The organism is Williamsia sp. Y712, from assembly GCF_059445525.1.
The window spans coordinates 804,688-829,568 of record NZ_JCAIUN010000004.1 but is presented as its reverse complement, the minus strand read 5'-3'; the positions used below and the strand labels follow the sequence as shown (position 1 = coordinate 829,568).

The following is a 24,881-nucleotide window of genomic DNA, read 5'->3' as shown; positions in this document are numbered from 1 at the left end:
ATGGTACTGCACCCTAATCAGTGTGGGAGAGTAGGACACCGCCGAACACAATTTGCGAATACCCTGTATTCGAAACCTTTACCGGTTTCGGATGCAGGGTATTTTGCTATCTGCAAGACAAAGGGATCCAAGGTTCTCGATCTCGGACACCTTCAGGCGTTCGGTGCGTAGTATCCGAGGACATGAGCACCCCTGAGCCTCGGCTGCTGGTGACCACGTCGCGCATGCCATTCGCAGTCGACGAAATCCACAAGCTAGGGACGACCGGCCGTGACGTCACCGCCGCCGACACCTTCAGGGCCTCACCTGGAAGTCATTCGCGGGGCGCCAAGCGGCACGTCCAGGTGCCTGCGCCGGCGCAGGAAACCGCCGCATTCATCGACGCGGTCGACGCTCTCATTGACAAGCATCAGATCAACTGGCTGCTGCCGATGTTCGAGGAAGTGTTCTACCTCGCCGCGTACCGTGACCGTTTCGAAGGGCGCGCCGAACTGTTTTTCCCATCTTTCGAGACGCTGGCGAAGGTCCACGACAAGGTGAGTTTCAGTGCGCTGTGTGAGGGGTTGGGCCTTCCGGTGGCCACGTCGATTGTTGCGACGTCGAACGATGAGCTCCGCGAGGCCGTGACGCACTGGGAGCATTGGTTTGCCCGTGCGGCCTTTGGGCGCGGTGGGCTGGACGTCATCACGAACTCCGGACCGTTGGCCGGGGAAGGGTCCCTCGAGAACATCACCCCCACACCCGAAGACCCATGGTTGGTGCAGGAGTATCTGCGGGGTGTCGATCGGTGCAGCTGGAGCGTGGTTCAGCACGGTGAGGTTGTGCTGCATTCGTGCTACGAGCACGCGCTCACCATCGACGACCGCGGCGGCATCGTCTACGAATCGGTGGACTCGCCGGAGTCATTGGAGGCCGCGCAAACCATTGCGCGAGAACTGGATTGGCATGGCCAGATCAGTTTCGACTACCTGATGACCGATGATGGTGTGCACCATATGGTCGAGTGCAATCCGCGTCCGACGGCCGGCTGCACAGTCGCAACGGCTGAGGAGTTCGATGCTGCATTGTTCGGGCCTCGCCCCGATCGGACGGTTGTGGTTCCGCCTGGGCGTAAGAAGGCGATCAAAGCTGCGGTGTTGCGCGACGCGCTGAAACATCCGACCCGTGCGCGTTCCGATCTCGCTGCCGCCAGGGGCGCGGGCGGAGTTTACGAGCAGCCGCACGATCACCTCCCGCTCCTGTATTCAGCGTTGTCGTTGCAGCATGTCCTGAAATACCGCAAGGCCTTGGGACTCAGCCGGAACAAGAAGGAAGAACTGATGGCCGCGCAGTTCTTTGATGTCTTGTGGAACGGTTCTGCGATTCGTTGAGTCGGTGTCGGGCGCTGAGGCGATAGGTGTATCGCAGGCGGAGACGGACCCATCCGACCGCAGCGTTATAGTTGCGTAATGCAACACGATAGAAGTGGGGCAGTGTCGAAGGTGCACGAGGAGTTGGTGCACCTGGTCCGTGAGGTGATGACGGGCGAACGTCCTGCCGAGGGATCCGCCACCTTTGCACAGCACTCGGTTCTGTCGTATATCTCGCGTCATCCCGGTTGCCGCGCCACTGACATCTCGGATTCGTTCGAGGTGCACCGATCGACGGTGTCGCGCCAACTCCGTCAATGCGTCGATTCAGGCTGGGTCCTTGCAGAACCCGGTCCGCTACGCCAGGGGCACCCGCTCACACTCACTGACCTCGGCAGCGATGTTCTCGCGATCGCAGATCGTCAGCGACTCGCGCAGGTTCAATCCCGGGTTCAGGACTGGCCGACAGGTGACGTCGCTGAGTTCGCAACCATGCTTCACCACTTCCGTTCCAAAACCACGCCCGTCCGCACGGGTACCGAGACCCCCGGAGATGACCACTGTGCGTGAATACACGGCCAAGGCAAGCTTCACGATCGCCGACAACGACGCCCTCGTGCGGTCGGTCTACCGACACGCTGAGCAGACACCGGATCTGGTGCTGTTCTCCCGGCCGGACGGCAATACCTGGCGGGATGTGACCGCCACCGACTTCGCCGAGCTGGTGACAGGTGTCGCGAAGGGTCTCATCGAGCGCGGCGTGCAGCCGGGGGACCGGGTAGCGCTGCTCTCGGCCACCCGCTTCGAGTGGAGTCTCTTCGACTTCGCCATCTGGGCCGCCGGGGCGGTGTCGGTGCCGATCTATGACTCCTCCTCGCTCGATCAGATTCGGTGGATCGTCGAGGATTCCGGTGCGGTACTGGCAATCGGGGAATCTGCCGTACACACGGCGGCGTTCGCGAACGTCGGCGTCGACGCACTGGCCATCGATGATGGTGCGGTCGACGCGCTGGTCACCTCCGGCCGCGGCCAGAGTGACAGCAGCGTCCAGGACCGGATCGCGCAGATCCGGGCCGATGACCTGGCATCCCTGGTGTACACCTCCGGTACCACCGGCCGCCCCAAAGGCTGTCGGCTCACGCACCGGAACTTCTTGTCGGAGGTCCGCGGTATCCAGACCGCCACCATCGGCACGGTGGCCAAGCCCGGCAATCGGATGCTGACGTTCCTGCCGCTCGCGCATGTGCTCGCCCGTGCAGTGTCTTTGGCGATGTTCGAGGCAGGCGGGACGCAGGCGCATTGGTCGGACTTCAGCACCATCGTCGGGCAGTTCTCGCGGTTCAAGCCGCACACCATTCTCGGTGTGCCGCGGGTGTTCGAGAAGGTCCGCGATTCCGCTGCGCAGTCCGCGGCCAAGGGCGGTGCGGCCAAGAAGGCAATCTTCGATTTTGCCGAGAAGACTGCCGTTCGCTACAGCGAAGCACTCGATACGGGCAAGCCGTCCCTGCTGCTCCGGGCGCAACACCAGGTGTCCGATCGGCTGGTGTATTCGAAACTGAAGGCGGCGCTGGGCGGCGAATGCTGGTTTGCCATTTCGGGCGGCGGCGCACTGATGCCGCGTCTGGGCCACTTCTTCCGGGGTGTTGGCGTGCCGATCTACGAGGGCTACGGGCTGACCGAGTCGACAGCGGCGCACTGCGTGAACGTGCCAGGTGCACAACGGATCGGCAGTGTTGGGCAGCCGATGGGCGGCAATAGTGTCCGCATCGCTGACGACGGTGAAATCGAGCTTGCCGGTGGCGTGATGTTCGACGGATACTGGCACAACGAACAAGCCACCGCCGACGCGTTCGATGACGGCTGGTTCCGCACCGGTGACCTTGGCGCCCTCGACGACGACGGATACCTGACCATCACCGGCCGCAAGAAGGACCTGCTCGTGACCGCAGGCGGCAAGAACGTCTCACCGGGTCCGCTCGAGGATCGGATGCGCTCACATCCGTTGATCTCGCAGGCCGTGGTGGTCGGTGACGGAAGGCCCTTCATTGCTGCGCTGCTGACCGTGGATCCGGAGGTGCTGGCGCACTGGGGCTCTGAGAACGGCAAGGCTGACGGTGCTACCGCCGAGGATCTCCGGGAGGACCCGGAACTGCTTGCGGCGCTGCAGCTTGCGGTCGATGACGCGAACACAACCGTCTCACATTCGGAGGCCGTCAAGAAGTTTGTGATCCTCGTCCGGGATCTGACCGAAGAGGATGGCGAGCTCACCGCCACCCTCAAGATCAAACGAAACGTGGTCTCCGACCGGTTCTCTGACGAGATCGATTCGCTGTATCGCTGATTGGTGTTTCGCCGGCCAGGCAAAGCGATCGTCTAGAGACCAGACCCAAGCCATCAGCCCGCTTCATGCTCGTGTAGCAGCCCGCCACGCGTCGCGACCGGCCACAACATACGATCTGCGGACGACAGCAGCTGGATCTTCAACGACAACCCGTCACCGCTCTGAAGTACTGCACCTGACGTGTCGGGAACCGAGCTGAGCGCGGGTTCCCATGAGAGACGGCCGTGCGTCCTGCCCATCGCCCGGGGGAGTGTTCCGTCGAGGTCAGCGGCGAGCAGATCCCGGTCATCGAGCGCGACGAGGTGGATGTCTTCACTGAGCCTGCCGGCAGGAAGATGTGTTCGCGCAAGCGCTGTTCCGCCGATGAAATGGAGTTTGTCAGCATAATTGCCGCTGAGAAACGCCAAGACGTGTGAAATCAGGTGGTCGCGCTCGACTTGTTCGGGTGCGACTCCGAACTGCTCGGCGACAACATCGCGTTCGTCCAGATTCACTTTTTGACGCCGGCCCAGGTCTCGGCGCGACGCAAGGCCGCTCCAAGTCTCTGCGAGGTTGCCAACTCGGTGAGTCGGTCGTGATCAGCGCGCTGATACAGGGTGGATACTGCAGCTTGAACGTCGACCTCTGCGTCACCGAGCGAGGGCCTACGGGCGAGGTCGAGGATGGTTTGCTCTGGGGTGGTCACCAGCGCCGGACCCAACGCGGTTGTAACCTTCTCGGCGTCCACAGTGGTGGTGTTCCGTTTGACGAACCGAATCGACGCCGGCCGATCAGTCAACTCGATTATTCGATGCTGCTTTGGTACCGCCACAACAGCAGTTGCGAGTGCTCTCGGCAACGCACCAAGGACGCGGGCAGCGCTGACACCCATCAAAATTGCGTTCTCCGGGCCATAGATGGCCCCTGCGATCCCCGCGGCGACGGCCTCGAGTTCGGGTAGCCACGTCCGGCCTTGATATTGCTGAGGGACAGCGATGTAGTAGCCAGGCGCGGTGCGGTGAACGACGCCGCGATCGACGAGCCGCGCGAGTTCCGGTCGTGGGTGTGCGTAGGCGTTTGCGGCGTCTTGGGGCCGTATTGTTCGCAGCGGTAGCCGCGCAAGGGCAGCGGGTAGCGCGGTCGTACGCTGCGTAGCCATAGCACCTCCAGTAAGCAAAGAGTAGGCTTATAGCCTACGAAATGCATACTACGTATATCCTAGTCTCATTTCACTGGCGGTGGCTCCCACAATTCGATCGCGTTGCCTTCGGGATCGTGGATTCGCGCGAACCGTCCGATCTCGGGTGTTGCATCCCATTCGGGCTTGACGATCACCGTGATTCCGCTGGCTGTCAGTTGAGCCAGTAGACCGTCGAGGTCGCTGACCCGGAGGTTGAGCATGTACTGCTTGTCCGCCGCCCAGTAGTCGGTGCCCGCCTCGAACGGCGAGAAGACAATTGGCCCGCCCTGTACCTGCCACGACCATTCGTCGGCAGGGCCGGCGTCCGGGGCGACGCATCCGGAACCAACGCCGAGATGCTCGCGGTACCAGGCGCGTAGCGCGTCGGGATCCTGTGCGCGAAGGAAGAGTCCGCCTATTCCGAGTACTGGCATTGCGCTCCTCGTTGTGCCGGCGAGCGAGCGTGACGTCCGCTGATGGAGGTTGGTGCCGCAACGGGCGGCATGTCGATCGTACGGCCGGTCGCCTCTGGTCAGAGGGCTGTTGATCTCCGCCGCATCGTTGACAGAACCTCTCGCGCTGGTACCGTCCGAGCCAGAGCACTAGCTGGCACGAGATCGCACCAGATCTGAAGTGGTGGTACGTCCTATGACGAGTTCACTGTTGCCCTCCCGGGTGGTGATGACCGACGGCTTCCAACGGGCGGCGGCCCGAGTCGCGTCGGTCTACCCGTCGCCGGTACGGCCACTGGCAGAACCTCCGCCCGGCAGCGGGCTGAAGCCCGTCATGGGCAGTTATGGCCTGCCCGGCCTGGGCCACGTGATGGAGAGTGTTGCTCACCCGTTGGCCTTCGGGCGGGAGCGTTACGAATTATTTGGCCCGGTATCGTGGACTGGTGCCCTCGGATTTCGGATTGTCACGGTGACGGGCCCCGAGGCGCTGCAAGAGGTCTGGCTGGACAAGAACAGAGTCTTTTCCAGCGAAATCGGTTGGCAGCCCATTATCGGTCCGTTCTTTCACCGCGGACTGATGCTCCTTGACTTTGACGAGCACCTCTTCCACCGGCGAATCATGCAGCAGGCCTTCACTCGACCGCGACTGGACGGTTATCTCGCGTTGATGCGTCCACTGGTGTCGAAAACACTGGACACGTGGACGCCGGGCGCGAAGGTCCCGTTGTACGACCGCACGAAAGACCTTCTGCTGGAGCTCGCGAGCCAGGTGTTCATCGGTGAATCTCCCGACGGGACGACAGCACGAAAGCTGTCGCACGCCTTCGACGACGCTGTGCTCGGGGCTCAAGCTGTTGTGCGCCAACCGATTGTGCCCGGGCGATGGTCGCGAGGCCTGCGCGGCCGACGTTATTTGGAACGGTACTTCCGCAGCGCCATTCCCCAGCGGCGCAACAATACTGGCGACGACCTGCTCACCGTGCTGTGCCAATCACGGACCGACGAGGGCAACACCTTCACCGACGAAGACATCGTCAACCACATGATCTTCCTGCTGATGGCGGCCCACGACACCAGCACCATCGCGCTGTCGATGCTGATGTACCACCTCGGCAAGGATCCTGAACTGCAACAGCGTCTTCGGGAGGAAGTGCAAGCGCTACCGGACGAAGCGTCGATGGATGATCTCAACGCCGTGAGGCTTCTCGACAACGCCTTCAAGGAATCGCTGCGAATGTACGCACCTGCCGGGACTCTGTTTCGGCAGACCACCGCAGACACCAGCATTCTGGGCCACTTCATTCCCAAGGGCACCGAAATAGCCCTCGGTGTGCATACGTCGATGCGCCTGGACACGTGGTGGGATCGTCCAGATGTATTCGATCCCAGTCGTTTTGATGACCCAGAGATGGTCGCGCAGATGCACCGTTACGCGTGGTCACCGTTCGGGGCCGGCGCGCACAAGTGCATCGGTATGCACTTCGCATCACTGACTGTCAAAGCAATCCTGCATCGCGTGCTCCTGGATTTTCAATGGACGGTACCTGCGAACTATGTCCCGTTGATGGCCTGGGGGACCGGTCCGACACCAGCCGACGGTTTGCCGGTCCGACTCCGCAGAATGGGTTCGGGCACCTAGCAACCAGGATCACGGATTGCAGCGGGATTCGGTGCACACCGCGATGTCGTAGGCCTGTTTTACCGTGTGCTGCGAGGTCATCGCCGATGATCGACGGCGCGGGGAGGCACCATGGCAACACTGGATTTTGGGGACGACACCAATTTCGACACAAGCGAGCGCGCCACCTGGAGCCTGTTCGCCGAGGAGCTGGCCACCGGGGTGAGGGCCCTCAAACGCCACGAGTTCATCGAGGTGGCACGCACCGATCTGGTCGGCGGATACCACCCGCTGCTGATATTCACAGTGACCGGATCCGGGCGGCTGCGGTGCACGATCGATCCGATGGCCTTCGTGGCCTTCGAGTTGAACGGCTCGCTTTCGGTGGCGCGGGCAGAACGCTTCATCCTGTTGGGGCAGGGCTGGCGGCTGTTGCGCAACCGTGTGATCATCCACGAGGTTGGCAAGCGGAGTGTCGATAAGCTTGTTTCGGCCGCTGTCCGATCACTGTGGCAGGTGTGGAAGTTTGAGAATCCGACGGTCCTGACGGTGCGCTACCCGGCTGCTCCGCTACCCGAGACGCCGGTCCGGGCCGGTGAACAATTCCAAGCGTCTGCCTCTGTCAAACCGCCGGTCAGGGGAGTCAAAAGGGCTGCGGCAGCAACGGTGGGCAATGTGCCCGATGACGCGCCACATCTGCTGGACATGACCTATAAGATCCTGGCCGCGCGCTTCGGGGAACGAGTTACGCTCGACCAGAAGGTAATTGGGTTGGTCACCGATGAGGGTCTCCACACCAACATTCTGGTGTCGCCGCAGACACTACGACTCGAGTTCTGTACGGTGCTGGCGCACCAGATTCCGGACATGGATCTGCTCGGTGCGGTGATCGCCGAACACTCGTCGCGCTGGCCCGACATCTCGATCGTGGTCACGAAAGGCCATGTGTTCGCGGTCCGCGCGATGGAGGCCGCTGTCTTCTCTCAGGCCAATCTCCTGGCGACCTTGCGGGCGTGGCAAGAGTTCTGTAGCGATGGAGCGATCGACATGATCGAGCAACTCCAACCCGAGGCGGAGAACGATGTCGACTGCATGCTGTTCGACCAGGTTCCGGAGCGTCTGATCGATATGGTCGACCGGTACTCCCGCGGTGATCGATCTGCCCTGACACCTGACGAGATCGCCCGCGGGTGCCGGGGCAACACACCGATGCTGCGCCGGTATGCGCGCATCTGCACCGACCAGATCAGTCAAATGCAGGGTATGGAACAAGCGTGGACTGCCGTCGGCGGTAGTGCCGAGGAGATCGCGGGCTGCCGGCGACAGCGGCAGGCCATCGAACTGTTCATGCCGGTACTGATCGCCTCGATAACCGTTGCCGCACAATACAACGACGAACGGGAGGCGAGGCGGTGGAGTTGAGAGTTGCCGCGTTCCTCCCGGACTTCGGTGGGGCCGGTGGCCGGCGCGAGGGTAGAAGTACAGAGCATAGGACCGTAGGCGAGAGCGTCGCCACCGTGATGGGTTGGGGCGAGATGATCGAAAGTTCGATCGGTGTCAATGACATCAGGGCGCAGGTCGATATTGCGAAGTCGCCACGGCGTGAACGAGAGTCGAACACCGGGCCAACAGAGTCCAAAGAACTGGCGAGAGGGCTTGGTTCCATGGACACCGAGGAGGCACCCGGCGTTTCACCGCGGGTCATCCGACCTGGTTAGCCTGGGAACAAGTCCAAGTGAGGGGGTGCAATGGACTTTCGTCATCTCGAATCATTCATAGCGCTCGCCGAAGAGCTGCATTTTGGACGGGCCGCCGCGCGGTTGCATCTATCTCAACCATCGCTGAGTGCGCAGCTGCAGAAGCTGGAGAAGTCGCTCGGCGTCACGTTGGTGGTTCGTAACTCGCATGAGGTCCAGCTGACGTCGTCGGGTGTGGAGTTCGCCAAGCAGGCGCGAATGGTCGTCGCTCAGATGGAGAAGGCCGTCGACGTGACGAAGTCAACGGCCGCCGGCCAGGTCGGATCCCTGAATATCGGCTACAACTTCCCCGCAAGCAGGCACGTCCTGCCGGCCGCGCTGACGCGTCTCAACGAGCGGCACCCCAGGATGGCGGTCTCACTCTGGGAGAAAAGGACCGGGCCGCAACTCGATGGCCTGCAGGACGGTTCGCTCGATGTGGCGCTGGTCTATGGTCGTCCCCAGCTCCCAAACCTGCGGGCCAGATTGTTGCTGTCGAAAGTGCCCATTGTCGCTGTGGTCGGTCGCTCGCATCCGTGGGCGGGCCGGACCAGCGTGCGATGCGCGGAGCTGGAAGGCGAGAGGTGCGTCCTGTTCGCCCGCGAACAGTGCCCGGCGATGTACGACGTCATTGTCGCGGCTGCAACTGAGGCCGGGGTCTCGCTCACGGTTGCCCAGACGTCCGATGATCCGAGCGGGACAGCTCACGTGATCGCGGTCAAACCGTACGTCGCATTCGCATCGCTGTCGCGTGCGGCCGCAGTCGGGATGGGTACCGCGGGTGCGTCTTCGGTGGCGGTCAAACTGGTGGATCCGATTCCGACGATCGACCTGTACATGGTGTGGTCGGCGTCATCGGTGAACAGCGCTGTAGACGCGTTCGTGGACTGCGTCGTCGAGATCTGCGGCGAGGCAGTGAGTTCGGCTAGGTCATCGTCGATCGCACCGGGTTATCAGAGTGCTGCGGTGCCCTGACTGCCTTGGTGGTCAACGTGTTCGACTACTTCAGTCCACTCCGGACAAAGGCATTGACGATGTGGCGTTGCAGCACCACGTAGAGCACGAAGATCGGCAGGCAGGCGAGGCCGGCGAGGGCCATCATCGGGCCCCACTGGTCTCCTTCGGTGCCCATGAAGCTGCGCAGGCCGAGCTGTAGGACGTCGTTGCTCGACTGGAGTACCACTGCGGGCCAGAAGTATTCGTTCCACGAGTTGATGAACAGCAAGATGGCCAGCGCCGCCAGCGCCGGTCGTAGGTTCGGGATAACAACGGTCCACAGGATCGACCACGACGAGCGCCCATCCATCCGCGCCGCCTCGATGAGCTCCTTCGGGAAACCAGACATGTGCGTGCGCATCATGAGGACGGCCAGTGCGGAGCTGAGGGTCGGAACCACTACACCGGACAACGTGTTGAGCAGGCCCAGCTGATTGAGCAGAACATAATTCGGCAGCATCGTCACCTGATACGGCACCAACCAGGTACCGACGAAGGCCAGGTACAGCAGGCCCTGGAACTTGAACTTGTAGACCGCAAACGCGTAGGACGCAAGGATAGCGATCAACATTTGGCCGCATGTGGATGCCAGGGCGACCCCGAAGGTGTTCACCATCAGCCGGGTGACGTCGACCTTATCGGCAGCGTCGACATAGTTTTCCACCGATAGCGGCCAAGGTAATGGTGCCAGCGAACTGACGTCGCCGGGTCGGCGCAGCGACGTCGCCACCAGCCAATAGATCGGGAACATACAAGCAAGGGCGATGACCGCCAGCGTCAGGTGACCCCAGATTCGTGCGAGAACCCCTGTGGCCGGAGCCGCGGCAGGCACGGACGGCGGGGGAGTCCCGAGGGTCTGCACCGCGTCCGTCTTCAGAGCGCTGTCAATTGTCATGGAAGGTGATCCGTTCTGACAGCCAGACCAAGAGGCCGGCGACGATGCCGAAGCCGAGGAACAGGACAATGCCTGCCGCCGCGCTCAGGCCGGCGTTGAACGAGTGAAATCCGTAGTCCCAGAGCAGGTAATAGATGTTGGTTGTGGCACCGGCCGGGCCACCCTGGGTCAGGGTGTCGATCAGCGGGAAACTCCATTGGGCGCTCAGTAAGATCGTCATGAGCGTGAGGAAGACCAGCGTCGGTGACAACAGGGGCATGGTGATCCGCATACCGATCTGCAGGCGAGTCGCACCGTCGAGTTGCGCGGCCTCGTCGTAGTCGGAACTGATCCCGGCGAGGCCGGCGGCGACTGCCAACACCGCAAAGCCGATCAGGTGCCATCCAGTGATCACGATGATCGCCAACTGGGCGGTGTTCTTGTCGTAGATCCAGTTGTGGTCGGTACCCAAGACCCGGTTGATGATGCCGCCGCTGGGATCGAGAAGCCAACGCCAGATCGCTGCACCCGCCACCGGAGCCACCAGGAACGGCGCGAAGATAAGGCCCTGATAGATTCGCGAACTCCGCACTGAGACACTGCGCATGGCGAAACCGATCACCACCGGCCCCACCACCGTGAACGGCAGTAGGCCGATGATGAGCACCACCGTCAGCCACACCGCGTCGCCGAGCGCAGGCAATGCGAACAACTGCTGATAGTTGTCGGTGCCGACCGATTTCATCGGGCTGGTGGGCAACAGGTTCCACGACACGGTGGACAATTGCACGGCCTGTACCAGCGGTCGGTAGGTCCACACGACCAGCAAGATCAACGCCGGAGCGAGGTACAGATAGGGTACGACGCCCCGCCGCAGCCGCGACCACCGCCGGGACCGTGAATGCGGTACCGGAGTGGTCGATCGGCGGGGGAGGGTCGTCGATGCGGCCTGTACGAACATGGTCAGTCAGGTCGCATTCGGGGTGAGCGCCCAGAGTCGTTCGAGCGCAACGGATTGAGGTTCGTTGTACACGTCGTCGACGCCGACGACGTCGACAGACGTGGCCACCGCCGATGCACCGAAGAAGTCGATGCGACTGAACCCGAAACCGACACCGGCGCGGTGCCTTCCCTGCGGCGGCAACGGATCGGTGCGGTAGGACAGGGGTGGTCCGATCCAGACCGGAATGCCCGATAGGGCCGAAGCGCCGGTGTAATGCGCATGACCACACAGGATCATCCGGATATCAGAGCCTGCGATCGCGGATTCGAGCGCACTCGGGTCCGTCAGCCTCAGGAAGTCGACGGTACCCACCGGCGAATGCACTGGGGGATGGTGTATCACCAGCAGGGTTCCGCCCGGCGCCCGATCTTTGAGAACCTCAGCGAGCCAGTCCAATTGGCTGTCCTCGAGACTACCGTCATGACGCCCGGGCGTTGTGCTGTCGAGTACGACGATGCGGAGGCCCCCGATGTGGTGAGCCACATCGTACGGCGCGCCCAGGTCGGTCGAACCGTTTCGACTCAGATCCAGACCGAGACGAAATCCGGCCCGATCGTCATGGTTACCCATCGCGTAACACACTGTTGCTCCGAGTCGAGCTGCGGTGGGCTCCAACATCGTTCGCAGGGTGCGGTAGGCCTCGGGCGACCCTGCATCGGCCAGATCGCCGGACACGATGATCGCGTCCACCGAACCGTCCCACGCGTCGAGGTGATCGAGTACCTTGCGCAGATTCTGTGTGGTGTCCATCATTCCGTGCATCAGGTCGCCGCCGGTGCTCAGATGGGTGTCGGTGAGCTGGATGACGGTGTGGTCGGGCGTCGTCATGAAACCGGGAGGAGCGTGTTGGCCTGCTCCTGTGCGGCCGTCAGCGCAGTCGCAGGATCGGCGCCCTGGTAAACCGAAGACTCGACGGCCGACATCATGCCGTCACGAATCTGCAGATATTCGTTGCCCGGCATCGAGATCCACGGCTCCATCGATTTCAGTTGTTCGACATTGGGTTCGAGTAGGGGGTTCTCGGTCGCCCAATCCTTCAGTCCTGCGGGGTCATCCATCAAACCGGTACGCAGGGGGAGGTAGCCGATACCACTGGAGATCGTCACGTAGGCCTGTTCGCTTGTCAGGAACTTGATCAGCTCCCACGACGCGCGCTGCTTGGCGGGGTCCGACGAGAAGATGAACAGCGAAGCCCCGGAGTTGGTCGGGACGACGGGCTTGTCACCGAAGCTCGGCATCGTGGTGGACCGCAGATCCCATTTATCTTTGGCACCCTTGACGAATTGGTCCTGGATGGAGCTCGATTCGAGGATCATCCCCATCTCACCGCGGGCGAACGCCTCGTAGCCCTGCTTCTGGGTCAGAGTGGGCGTCGCTCCCGAGTTGACCATCTGCTGTGCCATGCTGACCACCTCGACGGCCGCCGGATCGGCGAACGTCAGAGTGTCCCGGTTCTCCGAGATGACCCGGCCGCCATTCGAACGCACCAGACTCTGGAAGCACCAGTCCTTGGCGGCCTTGGTGAGGCAGTCGATGTACGCACCGCCCTTGCCCGTCTTGTCTGCGATCGTCTTGGCAGCGACGGCGACGTCATCCCACGTGCGCGGGGGATTGTTCGGATCCAATCCGGCTTGCTCGAAAAGTGAAGCGTTGTAATAGAACACCGGGGTGGAGAAGACGAATGGGACGCCGTACGTCTGGTCCTCCCAGTCGCTCAACGTGCGCGCGGTCGAAGCGAAAGGATGCGTTGCTCCCTCGAAGTTCTGCTCCACAGCCTCGTCACCGACCAGGGCGTCCAGTGATTTCGCCTGCAGTTGGTTGACGGTGAAGTCGAGGTCCGAGAACCCCAACTGAGCGACGTCGGGGGGATTTCCGGCCGTCATCTGGTTGCGGATGCTCGATACGGTGTCGGTGGCCGGGTTGGGGCTGTTGCCTGCGGGCTTCTGCGGGGTGACAGTGATGTTCGGGTGCTTTTTGGAGAAGTCGGCGATCAGGCTGTTGAACGTGTCCGTCCAGGCACCCGCCAGGCCGTAGTTGTAGCTCTCGAAAACTATCGAGACCTTCTGGTCGGCAGCCAATTCCGGGATGGCCGAGGTTGTCGTCTCGTCGTCGGATGTACTGAACATACAACCGGTGAGCGTCAATAGTGACGCGACCAATGGAACGGCAAGTTTGAGTCTGGCCTTCACAGCGGTGCTCCTAGGTGAAAGAGAGTTGCGGATGGACGGGCCGTGCTGCCGGGTACTGCCAGTGCAGCCGCCGGCCGTTTTCGGGGTCGAACAGATGGAGATCGGCAGTGTCCGCGGTGAGAGTGATGTCCGATCCGACGTGCAGTCCGCGGGCGACTCCCACGCGAGACGTTCGCGCGCACAACGTCACCGAGTTGACAGCACAGTGCACCAGCACATCTCCACCGAGATTCTCCGTCAGTGTCACCACCGCGGGCAGTCGCACCGTGTTCTCGGCCAGACCCTGTCCAGCGTGATCGGCGCGGTCGTCCAGTCGTAGACGCTCTGGACGGATACCCAACGTCAAACGGCGGGCGTTGACCTCATCGCTTGCGGCGTTGATTCCCAGAGGTACAACCACGTTTCCGACGGTCGCGACCAATTGGCCGGCCTCGACACGGATGTCGGCGTCCACGAGGTTCATCGGCGGAGCGCCGAGGAAAGCGGCGACGAATACCGATTGTGGGCTGTCGTATAACTCTTCGGGTGTTCCGACCTGCTCGATGCGGCCCTTGTTCAGCAAAGCGATGCGGTCGGCCATCGTCATCGCCTCCACCTGATCGTGGGTGACATACAAGAACGTCTTGTTGACCCGCTTGTGGAGTTCGATCAGTTCTGTACGGGTGACGGCGCGGAGCCGGGCGTCGAGGTTGGAGAGGGGTTCGTCCATCAGGAAGGCGTCGGGATCGCGGACCATGGCGCGGGCGAGGGCAACTCGCTGCCGCTGCCCACCCGAGAGTTGACCCGGCCGGCGGGTGAGTAGTTCGGTCAATCCCAGCGAGGCGGCGACGCGTTCGACGGCCTCTTTCGTCTCCTGTTTCGGAATCTTGGCCGTCTTCAACGGGAAGGCGATGTTCTTTGCGACGGTCAGATGTGGATACAACGCGTAGCTCTGAAACACCATCGCCAGGTTGCGTTCTCGTGGTTGAACATCGGTGACGTCGGCGCCATCGATCACCACGGTGCCCTCCGTGGGCGTCTCCAGACCTGCGATGATGCGCAACAGCGTTGACTTGCCACACCCACTGGGGCCGAGGAGGACCATGAACTCCCCGCTGGGGACGGTGAGGTCGATCGAATCCAGCACAGTGGTGCCGTTGAATCGTTTTGTCATCCCGTTCAGGAACAGTTCGCTCATGCGACGGTTGGTGTTGTCGTGGAGGCGGTCATCGAGGCAATTCCTTCTCTTCGGCGCAGGCCGGATCATCGGTGACCTGCTATTGACTGCCTGAAAGGGGCTGTCCCAGTTAGTGTCACCGAAGCGAGCGTGCCGAGAGATGACGATAGGGAGCGTCGATTGCGCGAGAGGGATAGCGCTCGGCAGACGGCACCGGGACGGTGCGCGGTGCAGCGGTTGAGGTTGTCCCGGTATCGGACTCCTTCTCGTCTTCACCCCCCACTGGTGGCGAGGGCAATGATGACAAAGAGGATCACGATCCCACCCACGATGAAGGGCCACTTCTTCCGCGTTTTGCAGGAGGAGGTGGTGGAGCCCAGTTGGGGTGCGCCACCTTGATAGGGTTGTTGCGGTCTCTGATTTGGCCGACTATAGGGCCGCCCTATCAACCTGAGCTCGGGAAAAGGTTAGGGATTGGTGTTGAGGGCGACGTCACGGTGGAGCCGAACGGAGACGGAACGTCGTCTACGTTGGTGAGTCATGAAGCGACCCAGTGGGAATGGGGTCCACTCGCTGTCAGCTCCGGTCCAAAGTGCGCTGCTGTGTCCGGGGTGGTTTCTAGGGCTGGTCGCAACACTTCGCTAGATTCTGGAGGTGTGTTGACATTGTCTCGTCGTGTGAAGAAGGGGCTGGGGCGTCGTCCGCAGTCGGCCAAACGTCGTCGGTTCATGGAACTGCGTGCCCGCGGGTGGAGCGTCGTGGCTGCCGCCCGAGAAGTCGGCGTATCTAGGACCGACGGAAACAACTGGTCGCGTGGGCACAAGACTTACCGCGGCGGCAAGGCTGTCGGCTTCGTGCCGGCGCTGGACCGGTTGATGGTCCGCGAAGTCAGCCCGCGCTTCTTGTCGCAAGATGAGCGAATAGAGATCGCCGACCTACGCAGGGCTGGGCACAGCATTCGGCACATCGCCACGGTCTTGGGACGGGCGCCGTCCACGATCTCGCGCGAATTACGCCGCAATGCAGCGTCTTCGGCCGAATATCAACCGTTCGAGGCTCATCGTCGGGCAACGGCACGGCGCGAGCGTCGACACCCGAGGCGATTGGCCACCAATGAGCAACTGGGGCTGATCGTGGCTGAACTGCTTGCCCAGCGATGGAGTCCTGCGCAGATCAGCCGCCATCTGCGGATCCGGTTCCCGTCCGATCCGGCGATGTGGCTGTGCCACGAGAGCATCTACCAGGCCCTCTACCAGCCAGGATCGGAACTGATGCGGCCGTCCCCGCTGGCCCCGCACCGCCGATCCCCGCTGCGTACCGGATGTGATCATCGACGGGCCCACTCGAATATGCACAAGCGTCGGCCGAGGTTTCAGCAACCGATGTTGAGCGTGCACCAGCGCCCGTTTGATCCGAAAGACCGCTCGGAGGCGGGACATTGGGAAGGCGACCTCATCGTCGGCAAAGATCAGGGATCGGCCATCGGCACCCTGGTGGAACGCCAATCAAGGATGGTGCGGCTTTTGCACCTTCCGTGCCGACAAGGCGAAGCTCTCCATGAGTCGTTGCGAGCACGGATGGCAGACCTGCCACCGAAGGTGTTCCGGTCCATCACCTGGGACCAAGGAACCGAGATGGCTCGGCACATCGAAATATCGAAAAGCCTTGGCGTTCAAGTCTATTTCTGCGACTCACACTCGCCGTGGCAGCGGGGAAGCAACGAGAACACGAACGGTCTGCTGCGCGACTACTTTCCCAAAGGAACGGACTTAAGGATTCACTCTGTCGATCATCTGCGGGCGGTTGAAGATGAGCTCAACAACCGGCCGCGGTTGGTCCTCGACGGTTGCACACCGGCCGAGCGATTCGCTGTCCTGTTAGCCTCAGGAAATCAGTCGGTGTTGCGACGTTGACTAGAACCCGCCCCGGATTTACCTGCTTAATTTTGGACCGGAGCCGACACGATTACCTTCATCGGAACCTGTTATGCCTCGGTTCCTGTGGTGGGTATCGCGATCGCGCTGCTTCGTCATCTGGTGGCGACTCTCAGATCGCGGCGGCAATACTAGGACCACGGACGGCCGCACGCCGCTGATCGTGCAGCGGGCCTAGGGTTCAACGAGTTGCCGCCGCGAGCAATGGGGGATCGAGCCGGGAGAGCCAATGTACGTCAGGGTTCGTCGATTGTGCATGGGGTGCTGGAGAAGACGGAGAAGTAGACGCTATCAGGCAGCTTTCTCGCAGAAATGCCGATTCTGACGCCGCGGTCGTCTTTGTAGACTTTCTCCTCCGGGTACGACGACATTGGACCTCGCGGTTGAAGTCGATAGCCAGATTCGGCGAGAGCCTCGATACGTTCGACGGCTTCCGCAATCTGCTCGGGGCGCGCCAGAAGTTCAGATGTCCGGACGCTCCAGGGAGGGCCCTCCCCGATAGCGTTCTTGCGGTAGTTGCTGCACGGGGTCAGCGAGGCGTTCTGAGGTGCGATGGCGGTGGTGCCGGGGAAGATCAGTCGGACGTTGTCGGTCACGATGGTGCGGGCCTCGGCTTCGGATGTATTTGACGCGTCGCTCTCTACGTCATTCTGGTCGGCAGACGAGCAACCTGCCAGCAGGAGCACAGTAGCGACCAAGCAGAGTCTGGCCGAGCTGTACTTCAGGCGGCGGAGCCTGCTCTCATCCGACAACGCGGACGTCTCAGCTTCAGGTTGGCGGAATGCGCTGTAGCATCGTACTTTTCGATCGGCTGGCGTGATCATTCTGCACGCCGCCGGAGGCCGCAGATCAGCTCCGGGCGCAGCCGGGCAGGCGAGTGTCGGCTCAATACCATCGTTCCCCAGATTGTTGCTCGACCTCACGGCCGGATTGATACCACAGTCCCTGCGTCGTACGTCACGGTTCGTCAATAGTGCAGGGGGTGCTGGAGAAGACGGAGAAGTAGACGCTGTCGGGGAGCTTTGTTGCCGTGATGCCTATCGTGACGCCGCGCTTGTCTTCGTAGGCCTTCTCTTCTGGGAGTGTCGGTAGTGGACCATGCGGCCGAAGGCGATAGCCCGATTCAGCGAGAGCGTCAAGACGTCGGATCGCTTCTGAGACCTGGCCCGGTCCAGCCAGCGATTGAGATGCTTCGGCGCTCCACGGTGGACCCTCCCCGATGGCGTTCTTGTCGTAGTTGCCGCAGGGCGTCAATGTGGCATTCTGCGGCGTGATAGTCGCGATTCCCGGGAACATCAACCTAACGTTGTCGGTCACGATGGTGCGGGCCTCAGCTTCCGATTCGATCGCGGTCTTGTTGGCCTCGTTGCCATCGGATTGTGAACAGCCTGCAGATAGCACGGCAGTCACAATTGCGAAAACTGTTATTGAAGAAAGGCCGCGTTGCAGTTGCGTGGGGATGGCATTACTTGACATCGATAGTCGGTCCCAACTCTGAATTGTCGGTCACGCGCGGGTTGCTGTAAGGGTCCTCGGCGAACTCGGGGATTGGGATCGGCGGAACAATCCCGGGGATGCCAGGAAGGTTCAGCCCGGAAATGAGTGGCAACACCTGCCCTTTTGCGCCATCGATACCTTCATCGAGCCCGTCGCCTTCGTCGCCGATGTCCATGTCGATGTTGTTGGATTCGATGCCACGCTCTACATAGCCGGTGACCTCGCCTCCGCTGATCACTCCGGCCATATTTTCGAACGCCGTAGAATTGGGGTCGTTCCAGTAACCTCCGTGGCCATCGGGACCGAAAATCACTTCGCCGGGATGGTCTTTGTTGTTCTCGCCGTAGTAGCCGGTGTCGAGTCTTGTGATCCCGGGCATTTCGTCGGGGTCAGATCCGTGTGGATTGAGTCGGTCATCGATGGACTGCGTTGCACCGATGATGTCGCCGGGCGCTGTCATCGAGAAACGTTGAACTTCGGGATTCGCGTTAACCCACGGTCCGTCGTACACCCCGGTTCCTGCAGACGAGGCGTAGAGGATTCGATCAGCTCTCAGGCCCAGCTGTTCGGCGGAACCGACCACAGAGCCACCGTAAGAGTGGCCGATGTAGGTGACCGGCGTGCCGGGCGCATCGGCGCTCACTGCGCGGTCGACTTCCTTTCCGAATTCGACGAGCCCGGGCGCCATGCTTCTGGCATCACCGGGGAACGGGGCTTCGGTCAAAAGGTCCTGTGGAAGTTCGCCATTCATGTATAGAAACACCGGCGAATCGCTGCGCTGGGCAAGGTTCCAGGCTGCGTTGTGGTTGGTGCTGCTGGCGTTAAGATTCGTTCCAGTGCCGGGTACGTACACGCCCACACCCTTGTTGCCGGGATGGATGGTGCCGATCATCTCGATCATCCGCCCGCTTCCATCGGGTGCAAAAGCGATGAATTGCCTGTTTATCGCCCCGTCGTTTGCGGTGCTGCCGGGGCCTTCGAAGATCGGAGCCTGGTCCCGCTTGTCAGCGGTGTCGGGGTTCTTGACCGGCGCGAGCATCGCCTTGAGTTGGTTGATACGGGCTTCGTTCGGGTTCGGCTTTTGACGTTCGTCAATGAGAGCGTTTCGGACGTTGATTTCGTTCGCGGCAATGCGAGCGGGGAAGGGGACCCCGTCGGTATTGCCCATCGCCTCCGGATTCGTGTCGATTAGTGCTTGGAGATCGCGTGAACTGAGAGAAGCCAGGAAGGCCGCACGTTGGTCGGCGGTCATCGCTCCCAAGCCGGCAACGACGACGTCAGGGTCAGCTCGCTGTCCGCTGGGAAGCGTGATGTCTGGTTGGCCGTTGGCCATCGCACCGAGGTCATGTGAGGCCTCGGCAATTGTGGTCCCATAGCTGGTGTCGAGTCGTTCGACTTCGTCCAGGCCACTGCCGATCGTGAAGGTGAGGTGGTCAGCATCGGCGCTACGGTCGGGGTTAGGGTGTGTGGCTGTGCCGCCGTCTGAGACGGAAAAGCCCTGAGCTACAGCTGAATCGACGTTGGCCAGAGTGTACGACCGTGCGTGCGTTAGTTCACGCTCGGCGTCGCCGAGCGCGTCCGAGAGCCGGTTGAGCACATTGCGGACCTCGTGTCCGTGATCTATCTCTTCGCCAACCTTTGCCTTCGCAGCGACTTGGGTTTCTCCTTGCCATTGCCCAGCGTTGTCCATCGCGCGTTGGACTTGGTCAAGCGCGCCGTCGAGGTTCGCTGCGTTGGCGGCGAAAGTGGTTGCTGCTGACCCCAACCCGCCGAGATCCCAGCCTTTCAGCTGGCTGATGGTTGGTCTCATCAACGGGGGACGAGGTTGTTCAGTGCATCAGCGGACTTTGCATCGGTGGTGTTGGTGTTGTTGGCAAACGCCGAGACCAATGACGCCATCGCGTGAACCCTGGTGCTGATTGACTTCACCGCTTGAGATGCCGGATCATCGCAGGCTTGGGCGGCGCTGAAGGTGTCGCTTCCCTCGCCTACGACGTCGGCAGCGGTAGAGAAGTTCAACTCTCCGATCGTTTCGGCACTGCCAGACCAAGCAGACGAGACCTTGGCGATTTCATCAAAATCGATACCGAACTCGGGAGGTGGCTGCGGAACCGCCCCCGGTGTGGCCGCAACCGTAGGTGGCGGTGTCGGTTTTGGCGCCATAAGTGTGCCCCCCAAATCTCCGGCCAGCGTCGCCAGCCATTTCACGTCGCGGTCCCCACCGCCCGTTCACTATATCTGGAAGTCCGGAACTCGATCGGATCCTCGGTATGGGTTGACGACTAGACGTCGTTGTTGCAGAGAACTGTCGGTAGTCGGCGCTATCTTGTCATCAGAGATCGGTTGAGGGGAGGCCACCGTGGACGAATCGGACCAGACGTCGTTCGTGCAGGAGTGGTTGGACATGGCGACCTGGATCGTCGAGTCACTCACCGACAAGCCAGTCGGCTTCATCTTCGAGATGGGTCCGAGTGGCTACATCTATCACGATGATGACGAGGACGAAGAAGACGTTGCCTGTGTTCAGGTCCAGATGCTGGCGGACGGTGTGATGATGCTCCGGCGGTCGCGAACGGTGCTCGGACACTTATTGATTGCCGACTACTCGTCCGACAAGCTGCCCCTGAACCGATGGTTCTTCAACGACAACTTCGAGGACTGCACCGACGGCTACCTATTCAGCCGTGACCCGCTGTTGGTTGCAGACGCCTGCGTCACCTGGTTCCGCGACAACTGCGGAACACGCTCGCCCAACGATCTCAGCTGCGAATACCGCTACCCGGACGAGCTTCTCCCGCCGGCGGGGGACTAGCGCCGCGACTTCGGCGTCGCAGGCGTCCCAACCGCGTCGACATCGCTGTTTCGGAAGTCCGGCCTGCAAGGAGCGCTATGGAGAATCTGATGCCCGCATTGTGCAGAGCCGCAGTCACATTGCCGCCGCGGCTGATTGCTCGGATGGCCGTCACGGTCAGCCCGTTCCTTCAGCCGTGGCGCGATCTTGTGCCTCGACCCGATCTGACGGACCAACAAGCATGGGAGTGCCTGTGGCGGGACGATGCATTGATCAAATCGGCGATGAAGATTCCGGGAAAGTGGACGGCCAACGCGACATCGGACCGGCTTGCGGACAGTGTGGCGCTGTATCTAGTGCGCCCAGACGTCCCGGCGGGTCGCATCGGATTGCTACGCACTCGTCTTGATGCGGACCAACTGCGCCGAATTGATCTGCTGCGTGCGGTGACTCGCTTTGGAGGCAGCGATCTGGTCTGCCAAGAGATTGTGGCTGAAGCGCCGCCCGGGTCGTCGCGGGACGAACACGTCGGAAAGCGGGAACTGGCGCTGATCGAACGCTATCGACAGGCGGCGCGCGACGACGATGAGGAGCGCAACCGCAAGGCTAACAACGTTGTCGAACGTATCCTCAGCACGGACGGCTTGATCGCGCGATCCGAGGAGGCTCGGCGATCGGATCGGGTCGATCAGTTGCTGACGCTGAAGGCTTGTCTGTTTGGGCGGGGCTCTGTCGCCGCCCGCCCCGAGGATGCGGACTTCAGCACGGCGCAGTATTTGTTGACGCTCGGGCGCACCGCATCGGTGTATCACCACAGCGACCCAGAGTTGGGTCAAGTGCTTTCGGTACTGCGTCCCATCCTGCGGGCATACATCAACCCGGGGTACACGCCGCCGAGGAGCTGGGTGTCCGACCGGCTGCTGATCTTTGGCGAGGCAGGCACTGTGCCACTGGGGTATTCGATCGATGGGGAGGAGGGCAACTATCTCGTCTCGCGCTTCGGTTCGAATCTGAACAAGTACGAAGCGCTCGCAAAACTGGCAGCGGAGAACAAAGATGCGCCGCTGCGCGAGCTATGCGACCGGGTGGAGACAGAGCAGTTGGCGCGTCATCGATGGATCGTCGAACAGCAACAAAGAGGAATCATCAATGAGCGAAACCAGTCAGAGAACTGAACCGGATATCGTTGCGATTGCCGATGCGATCGCGGTCCAAGCACATCGCGGTCAGACGGACAAGCTCGGCCACGACTACATCGACCATTCACGGTCGGTGGCACGTCGGATTGACCCCCGAATGCAATTATGGTCGCGGCGGCACTGCTACACGACGTTGTCGAGGATTCGGAGTTCACAGCCGAAGACCTGGGTCGGTGTCTGTTGGGCTTTGGCTACCAGATCGATGTCAAATCGGTACGGGTAGAGCACTTTTCCCGAATGCACTTCGTCTGGCCAGAATGGCGTGTCGAATTCTTTGAGGGGTGTTGCGACTCTGAACAAGTAGAGATCGATCTTGCCGGTGACCCCGAGATCGCGCTTTGAACGCGGTCCATGTGCAATCCGCTGGCTTTGGTGCCCAGTACGTGCCACGCGAAATCTATGCCGGTATCTGAATTGATTGGGAGTTGGGGAAGCCCCATCGCCCCTTCCTGAGTCCCCACCGTAGGTTGTCTTGCGCCGGGCCCGTCACTGCGTTGTAGGTGGTCAAGACTGTCGGCATGGCTGCTCCTAAGATCGAGGGTTTGGGTCACGATCACTGAAATCACGGCAGAGACCTGAGCTACGGAACGAGTGTTTGAAGCAGTGCGTGTGTTTCAGCATCCGTTGAGTACAGGGTCATTCCGCGCATCCCGCGGGTCAGGAGCACTTTGTAGGTGTTCCGAATTGCGCGGTCGAATCCTGCGGGGTTGCCCCGTTTGACCTGAGTGTCGTGGTTGAACTCCGGCCGGGCTACCCAGCGGTCAGTGCGCCACACCAGGTCGGGACCGAATATGACGGCACCGTAGTCGTACTCGAAACCCTGTGCGGTGTAGACACATCCAACCTGATCGAAGCCCGCAGGATCGGATGCCCAGTAAGGTGTGCCTGGTGCGCCATCGTGGGATGTGGCCTTTTTGTTGTTCCACGGGCGCTTCCAGTCGCCGATCACCACGTCGTCGACGAGTCCACCACCCTTGACGGGGTCGCTCCACGTCCAGCAATAACCGGCTGCAATCCGCGCGGAATAGCCTTGGTCGAGGAGGGATCGAAGCTGATGTTCGACGAGCGAGGGTGAGTCGGAGACCCGCACCGAGAACGCTTCGTCGCCGGTCCATTTGATTGGGCCACCCGACTCCAGGCCAAGGAGGCGGAGCACCCAGTTTTCGTACGCGCGGCTGCCACCGCAGCGGAACTGCCCGTCGAGTGGTACCAGCCGAACCTTGCAGCCCATCCGCTCAGCGGCACCTCGGATATCGGCAACTGTGCCGCGTTCGGACGGCCGCACGACCTGGTATTCGTCCAGGAGGAATACCGGTACGCGTGCCGCGTCGATCAGCTCCTCAACCTGGGGACGACCGGTACGTAGTGCTGCCTTCGTGTATCGGTTGGTCGACGTCTCCTTGACTCGGTGGGCTTCGTCGTTGATAAGCACATCGATGTCGTTGGGTTCGGCGTCGATGAATTGGTTGTAGTACTTGAACATCTGTTTGACGCGCGGAGCTCGGGCGCCGGCGACTCGACGCAGCGTCATCGTGAACGCCGACGATCCGGTTGCGTGCAGTGCAGTGCGACCGCGTCGCGAAAGTTCACCGAGCAGACTCAGTGCGACGACGGACTTGCCTGATCCCGGACCGCCGGTGACGATGATGACTTCTTTTGTGTTGGAGCGGTAAGACTCGTCGACTGCGCGCAGGACCAATGAGTAGGCAGTCTGTTGCTCGTCGAGGAGCACGAACTGTTCGCGGCGCTGGACTTCATCCGCGGCGAGGGCCATGAGTTGTTTGCTCGGACGGACTGCCGACGACAGCAACTGGTCGGCGGCGTCCGCGCCGGGTTTGCTCGAGAGCTTGCTCTGGAAGTACTTCAGCAGTTCTCCGCGTCGTTGGCCGGTAAAGAGCCGTCCGGTATCGGACTGCGGAAGCTGCCAGAGATCTTTGATGTCAGCATCGGTGGCGTTGTGCAAGTATGCGACACCGGCGAGCTGATCAGTACTTCCGCCAAGCGAAGAGATGAAGTCGCTCAGGTGGGTGCAGTAGCGCCGGACCTGTTCCACGGGGTGGAGTCGTTCGCCGGCGCCATCAAGTAGTACGACGTCTGGTGTACCGGCGAGAGCGGACGCACGGCTCCATTGCTTCAGTTCGACCACGACATAGGAGGGCAATCCGGTCTTGGGATGAATGCCGCAGATGACTGCGTCTGCGCGCTTGCTGGTCAACGGCAGTTGGTACTCGACGAGCAGTTCAGCCTTGTCGAGCCCGGCATCGACGAGGTCGCGAACCAGGACTGCGAGGCTCCGCTCCCACGAGCGGATTTCCGCCGGAGACGGGCTGTATCCGATCTTGAATCGGAACTGTTCAGTCAAGACGGGAACGAGACTTTCGGACTCGATCTGGGATCGAACGCCAGCGACAGAATTGCGGTACAACGGCAAGATGGCTCCAGGAAGGCATGAAAGTCTTCCCGTACGGGTGGAGCCTTGTCATATAGACGCGTGCTGTCGGGCCGAAACGGATTACTGGTCGATCGTATCTGTCGTCTCTGACTTTCAAAGCTGGGCCGGCGGCGTGTGTGGCAAAACTTCAGGTAT

The 24,881-nt window shown here is 61.5% G+C and carries 22 protein-coding genes; 9 read left to right on the top strand and 13 right to left on the bottom strand.

Annotation, left to right across the window (positions count from 1 at the left end; all coding sequences use genetic code 11):
• Positions 1 to 182 precede the first annotated feature (182 nt).
• The 3 genes from AC1D75_RS27040 (at position 183) to AC1D75_RS27030 (ending at position 3,690) form a co-directional block, all read left to right on the top strand.
• On the top strand, positions 183 to 1,370 hold the full coding sequence (locus tag AC1D75_RS27040) for an ATP-grasp domain-containing protein (protein ID WP_495518387.1): 1,188 nt from the start codon (positions 183 to 185) through the stop codon (positions 1,368 to 1,370).
• Positions 1,371 to 1,448: 78 nt separating this feature from the next.
• The gene (locus AC1D75_RS27035) at positions 1,449 to 1,919 is read left to right on the top strand and encodes a MarR family winged helix-turn-helix transcriptional regulator (protein WP_495518386.1); all 471 of its coding nucleotides are present in this window, start codon (positions 1,449 to 1,451) and stop codon (positions 1,917 to 1,919) included.
• Positions 1,912 to 3,690, top strand: a complete 1,779-nt coding sequence (locus AC1D75_RS27030) for an AMP-dependent synthetase/ligase (protein WP_495518435.1) — start codon at positions 1,912 to 1,914, stop codon at positions 3,688 to 3,690. Before AC1D75_RS27035 ends, AC1D75_RS27030 begins: the two co-directional genes overlap by 8 nt.
• Before the next feature lie 53 nt (positions 3,691 to 3,743).
• Here AC1D75_RS27030 and AC1D75_RS27025 read toward each other — a convergent pair whose 3' ends face one another.
• The 3 genes from AC1D75_RS27025 to AC1D75_RS27015 all read right to left on the bottom strand — a co-directional run bounded on the left by AC1D75_RS27025 (position 3,744) and on the right by AC1D75_RS27015 (position 5,283).
• Positions 3,744 to 4,184: a nucleotidyl transferase AbiEii/AbiGii toxin family protein gene (locus tag AC1D75_RS27025; RefSeq protein ID WP_495518385.1), complete on the bottom strand. Its 441-nt coding sequence runs from the start codon at positions 4,182 to 4,184 to the stop codon at positions 3,744 to 3,746.
• Complete coding sequence (locus tag AC1D75_RS27020; protein WP_495518384.1) at positions 4,181 to 4,828, bottom strand: type IV toxin-antitoxin system AbiEi family antitoxin domain-containing protein; 648 nt, start codon at positions 4,826 to 4,828, stop codon at positions 4,181 to 4,183. The genes AC1D75_RS27025 and AC1D75_RS27020 overlap by 4 nt, the downstream gene beginning before the upstream one ends.
• Before the next feature lie 65 nt (positions 4,829 to 4,893).
• Positions 4,894 to 5,283 carry a VOC family protein gene (locus AC1D75_RS27015; RefSeq protein WP_495518383.1) on the bottom strand — a complete coding sequence of 130 codons (390 nt, stop codon included), beginning with the start codon at positions 5,281 to 5,283 and terminating at the stop codon, positions 4,894 to 4,896.
• Positions 5,284 to 5,497: 214 nt separating this feature from the next.
• Between AC1D75_RS27015 and AC1D75_RS27010 the strand changes: the two genes are divergently transcribed.
• From AC1D75_RS27010 to AC1D75_RS27000, 3 genes are all read left to right on the top strand, one after another.
• Positions 5,498 to 6,940 carry a cytochrome P450 gene (locus AC1D75_RS27010; protein ID WP_495518382.1) on the top strand — a complete coding sequence of 481 codons (1,443 nt, stop codon included), beginning with the start codon at positions 5,498 to 5,500 and terminating at the stop codon, positions 6,938 to 6,940.
• 111 nt (positions 6,941 to 7,051) lie between these two features.
• Complete coding sequence (locus tag AC1D75_RS27005; protein WP_495518381.1) at positions 7,052 to 8,341, top strand: TY-Chap domain-containing protein; 1,290 nt, start codon at positions 7,052 to 7,054, stop codon at positions 8,339 to 8,341.
• A gap of 326 nt (positions 8,342 to 8,667) precedes the next feature.
• Positions 8,668 to 9,630: a LysR family transcriptional regulator gene (locus tag AC1D75_RS27000; RefSeq protein ID WP_495518380.1), complete on the top strand. Its 963-nt coding sequence runs from the start codon at positions 8,668 to 8,670 to the stop codon at positions 9,628 to 9,630.
• 25 nt (positions 9,631 to 9,655) lie between these two features.
• Here the strand turns inward: AC1D75_RS27000 and AC1D75_RS26995 are convergent, their stop codons facing one another.
• The 5 genes from AC1D75_RS26995 to AC1D75_RS26975 all read right to left on the bottom strand — a co-directional run bounded on the left by AC1D75_RS26995 (position 9,656) and on the right by AC1D75_RS26975 (position 14,894).
• Positions 9,656 to 10,402: a carbohydrate ABC transporter permease gene (locus AC1D75_RS26995; RefSeq protein WP_495518434.1), complete on the bottom strand. Its 747-nt coding sequence runs from the start codon at positions 10,400 to 10,402 to the stop codon at positions 9,656 to 9,658.
• A 133-nt stretch (positions 10,403 to 10,535) separates the two neighbouring features.
• A complete protein-coding gene (locus AC1D75_RS26990) occupies positions 10,536 to 11,486 on the bottom strand; it encodes a carbohydrate ABC transporter permease (RefSeq protein ID WP_495518379.1) in 951 nt (316 codons plus the stop codon).
• Between the two features lie 6 nt (positions 11,487 to 11,492).
• Positions 11,493 to 12,356, bottom strand: coding sequence for a metallophosphoesterase (locus AC1D75_RS26985; protein ID WP_495518378.1), 864 nt, complete (start codon positions 12,354 to 12,356; stop codon positions 11,493 to 11,495).
• Positions 12,353 to 13,654 (bottom strand): ABC transporter substrate-binding protein, encoded by a 1,302-nt coding sequence (locus AC1D75_RS26980; RefSeq protein ID WP_495518377.1) that lies wholly within the window; start codon positions 13,652 to 13,654, stop codon positions 12,353 to 12,355. Before AC1D75_RS26980 ends, AC1D75_RS26985 begins: the two co-directional genes overlap by 4 nt.
• A 73-nt stretch (positions 13,655 to 13,727) precedes the next feature.
• Positions 13,728 to 14,894, bottom strand: coding sequence for an ABC transporter ATP-binding protein (locus AC1D75_RS26975; RefSeq protein ID WP_495518376.1), 1,167 nt, complete (start codon positions 14,892 to 14,894; stop codon positions 13,728 to 13,730).
• 656 nt (positions 14,895 to 15,550) lie between these two features.
• Here AC1D75_RS26975 and AC1D75_RS26970 point away from each other — a divergent pair.
• Complete coding sequence (locus AC1D75_RS26970; RefSeq protein ID WP_495518433.1) at positions 15,551 to 16,786, top strand: IS30 family transposase; 1,236 nt, start codon at positions 15,551 to 15,553, stop codon at positions 16,784 to 16,786.
• 257 nt (positions 16,787 to 17,043) lie between these two features.
• Here AC1D75_RS26970 and AC1D75_RS26965 read toward each other — a convergent pair whose 3' ends face one another.
• The 4 genes from AC1D75_RS26965 to AC1D75_RS26950 all read right to left on the bottom strand — a co-directional run bounded on the left by AC1D75_RS26965 (position 17,044) and on the right by AC1D75_RS26950 (position 20,512).
• Complete coding sequence (locus tag AC1D75_RS26965) at positions 17,044 to 17,631, bottom strand: hypothetical protein (RefSeq protein ID WP_495518375.1); 588 nt, start codon at positions 17,629 to 17,631, stop codon at positions 17,044 to 17,046.
• A gap of 133 nt (positions 17,632 to 17,764) precedes the next feature.
• Positions 17,765 to 18,283, bottom strand: a complete 519-nt coding sequence (locus AC1D75_RS26960) for a hypothetical protein (protein ID WP_495518374.1) — start codon at positions 18,281 to 18,283, stop codon at positions 17,765 to 17,767.
• Complete coding sequence (locus AC1D75_RS26955) at positions 18,273 to 20,114, bottom strand: alpha/beta hydrolase (protein WP_495518373.1); 1,842 nt, start codon at positions 20,112 to 20,114, stop codon at positions 18,273 to 18,275. Before AC1D75_RS26955 ends, AC1D75_RS26960 begins: the two co-directional genes overlap by 11 nt.
• Positions 20,114 to 20,512: a hypothetical protein gene (locus AC1D75_RS26950; protein ID WP_495518372.1), complete on the bottom strand. Its 399-nt coding sequence runs from the start codon at positions 20,510 to 20,512 to the stop codon at positions 20,114 to 20,116. The genes AC1D75_RS26955 and AC1D75_RS26950 overlap by 1 nt, the downstream gene beginning before the upstream one ends.
• 151 nt (positions 20,513 to 20,663) lie before the next feature.
• On the opposite strand from AC1D75_RS26950, the gene AC1D75_RS26945 reads away from it, so the two are divergent.
• Positions 20,664 to 21,116, top strand: a complete 453-nt coding sequence (locus tag AC1D75_RS26945; RefSeq protein WP_495518371.1) for a hypothetical protein — start codon at positions 20,664 to 20,666, stop codon at positions 21,114 to 21,116.
• 77 nt (positions 21,117 to 21,193) lie between these two features.
• Positions 21,194 to 22,270 carry a hypothetical protein gene (locus tag AC1D75_RS26940; protein ID WP_495518370.1) on the top strand — a complete coding sequence of 359 codons (1,077 nt, stop codon included), beginning with the start codon at positions 21,194 to 21,196 and terminating at the stop codon, positions 22,268 to 22,270.
• A gap of 604 nt (positions 22,271 to 22,874) precedes the next feature.
• Here AC1D75_RS26940 and AC1D75_RS26935 read toward each other — a convergent pair.
• Positions 22,875 to 24,725, bottom strand: a complete 1,851-nt coding sequence (locus tag AC1D75_RS26935; RefSeq protein ID WP_495518369.1) for a DNA/RNA helicase domain-containing protein — start codon at positions 24,723 to 24,725, stop codon at positions 22,875 to 22,877.
• Positions 24,726 to 24,881 lie beyond the last annotated feature (156 nt).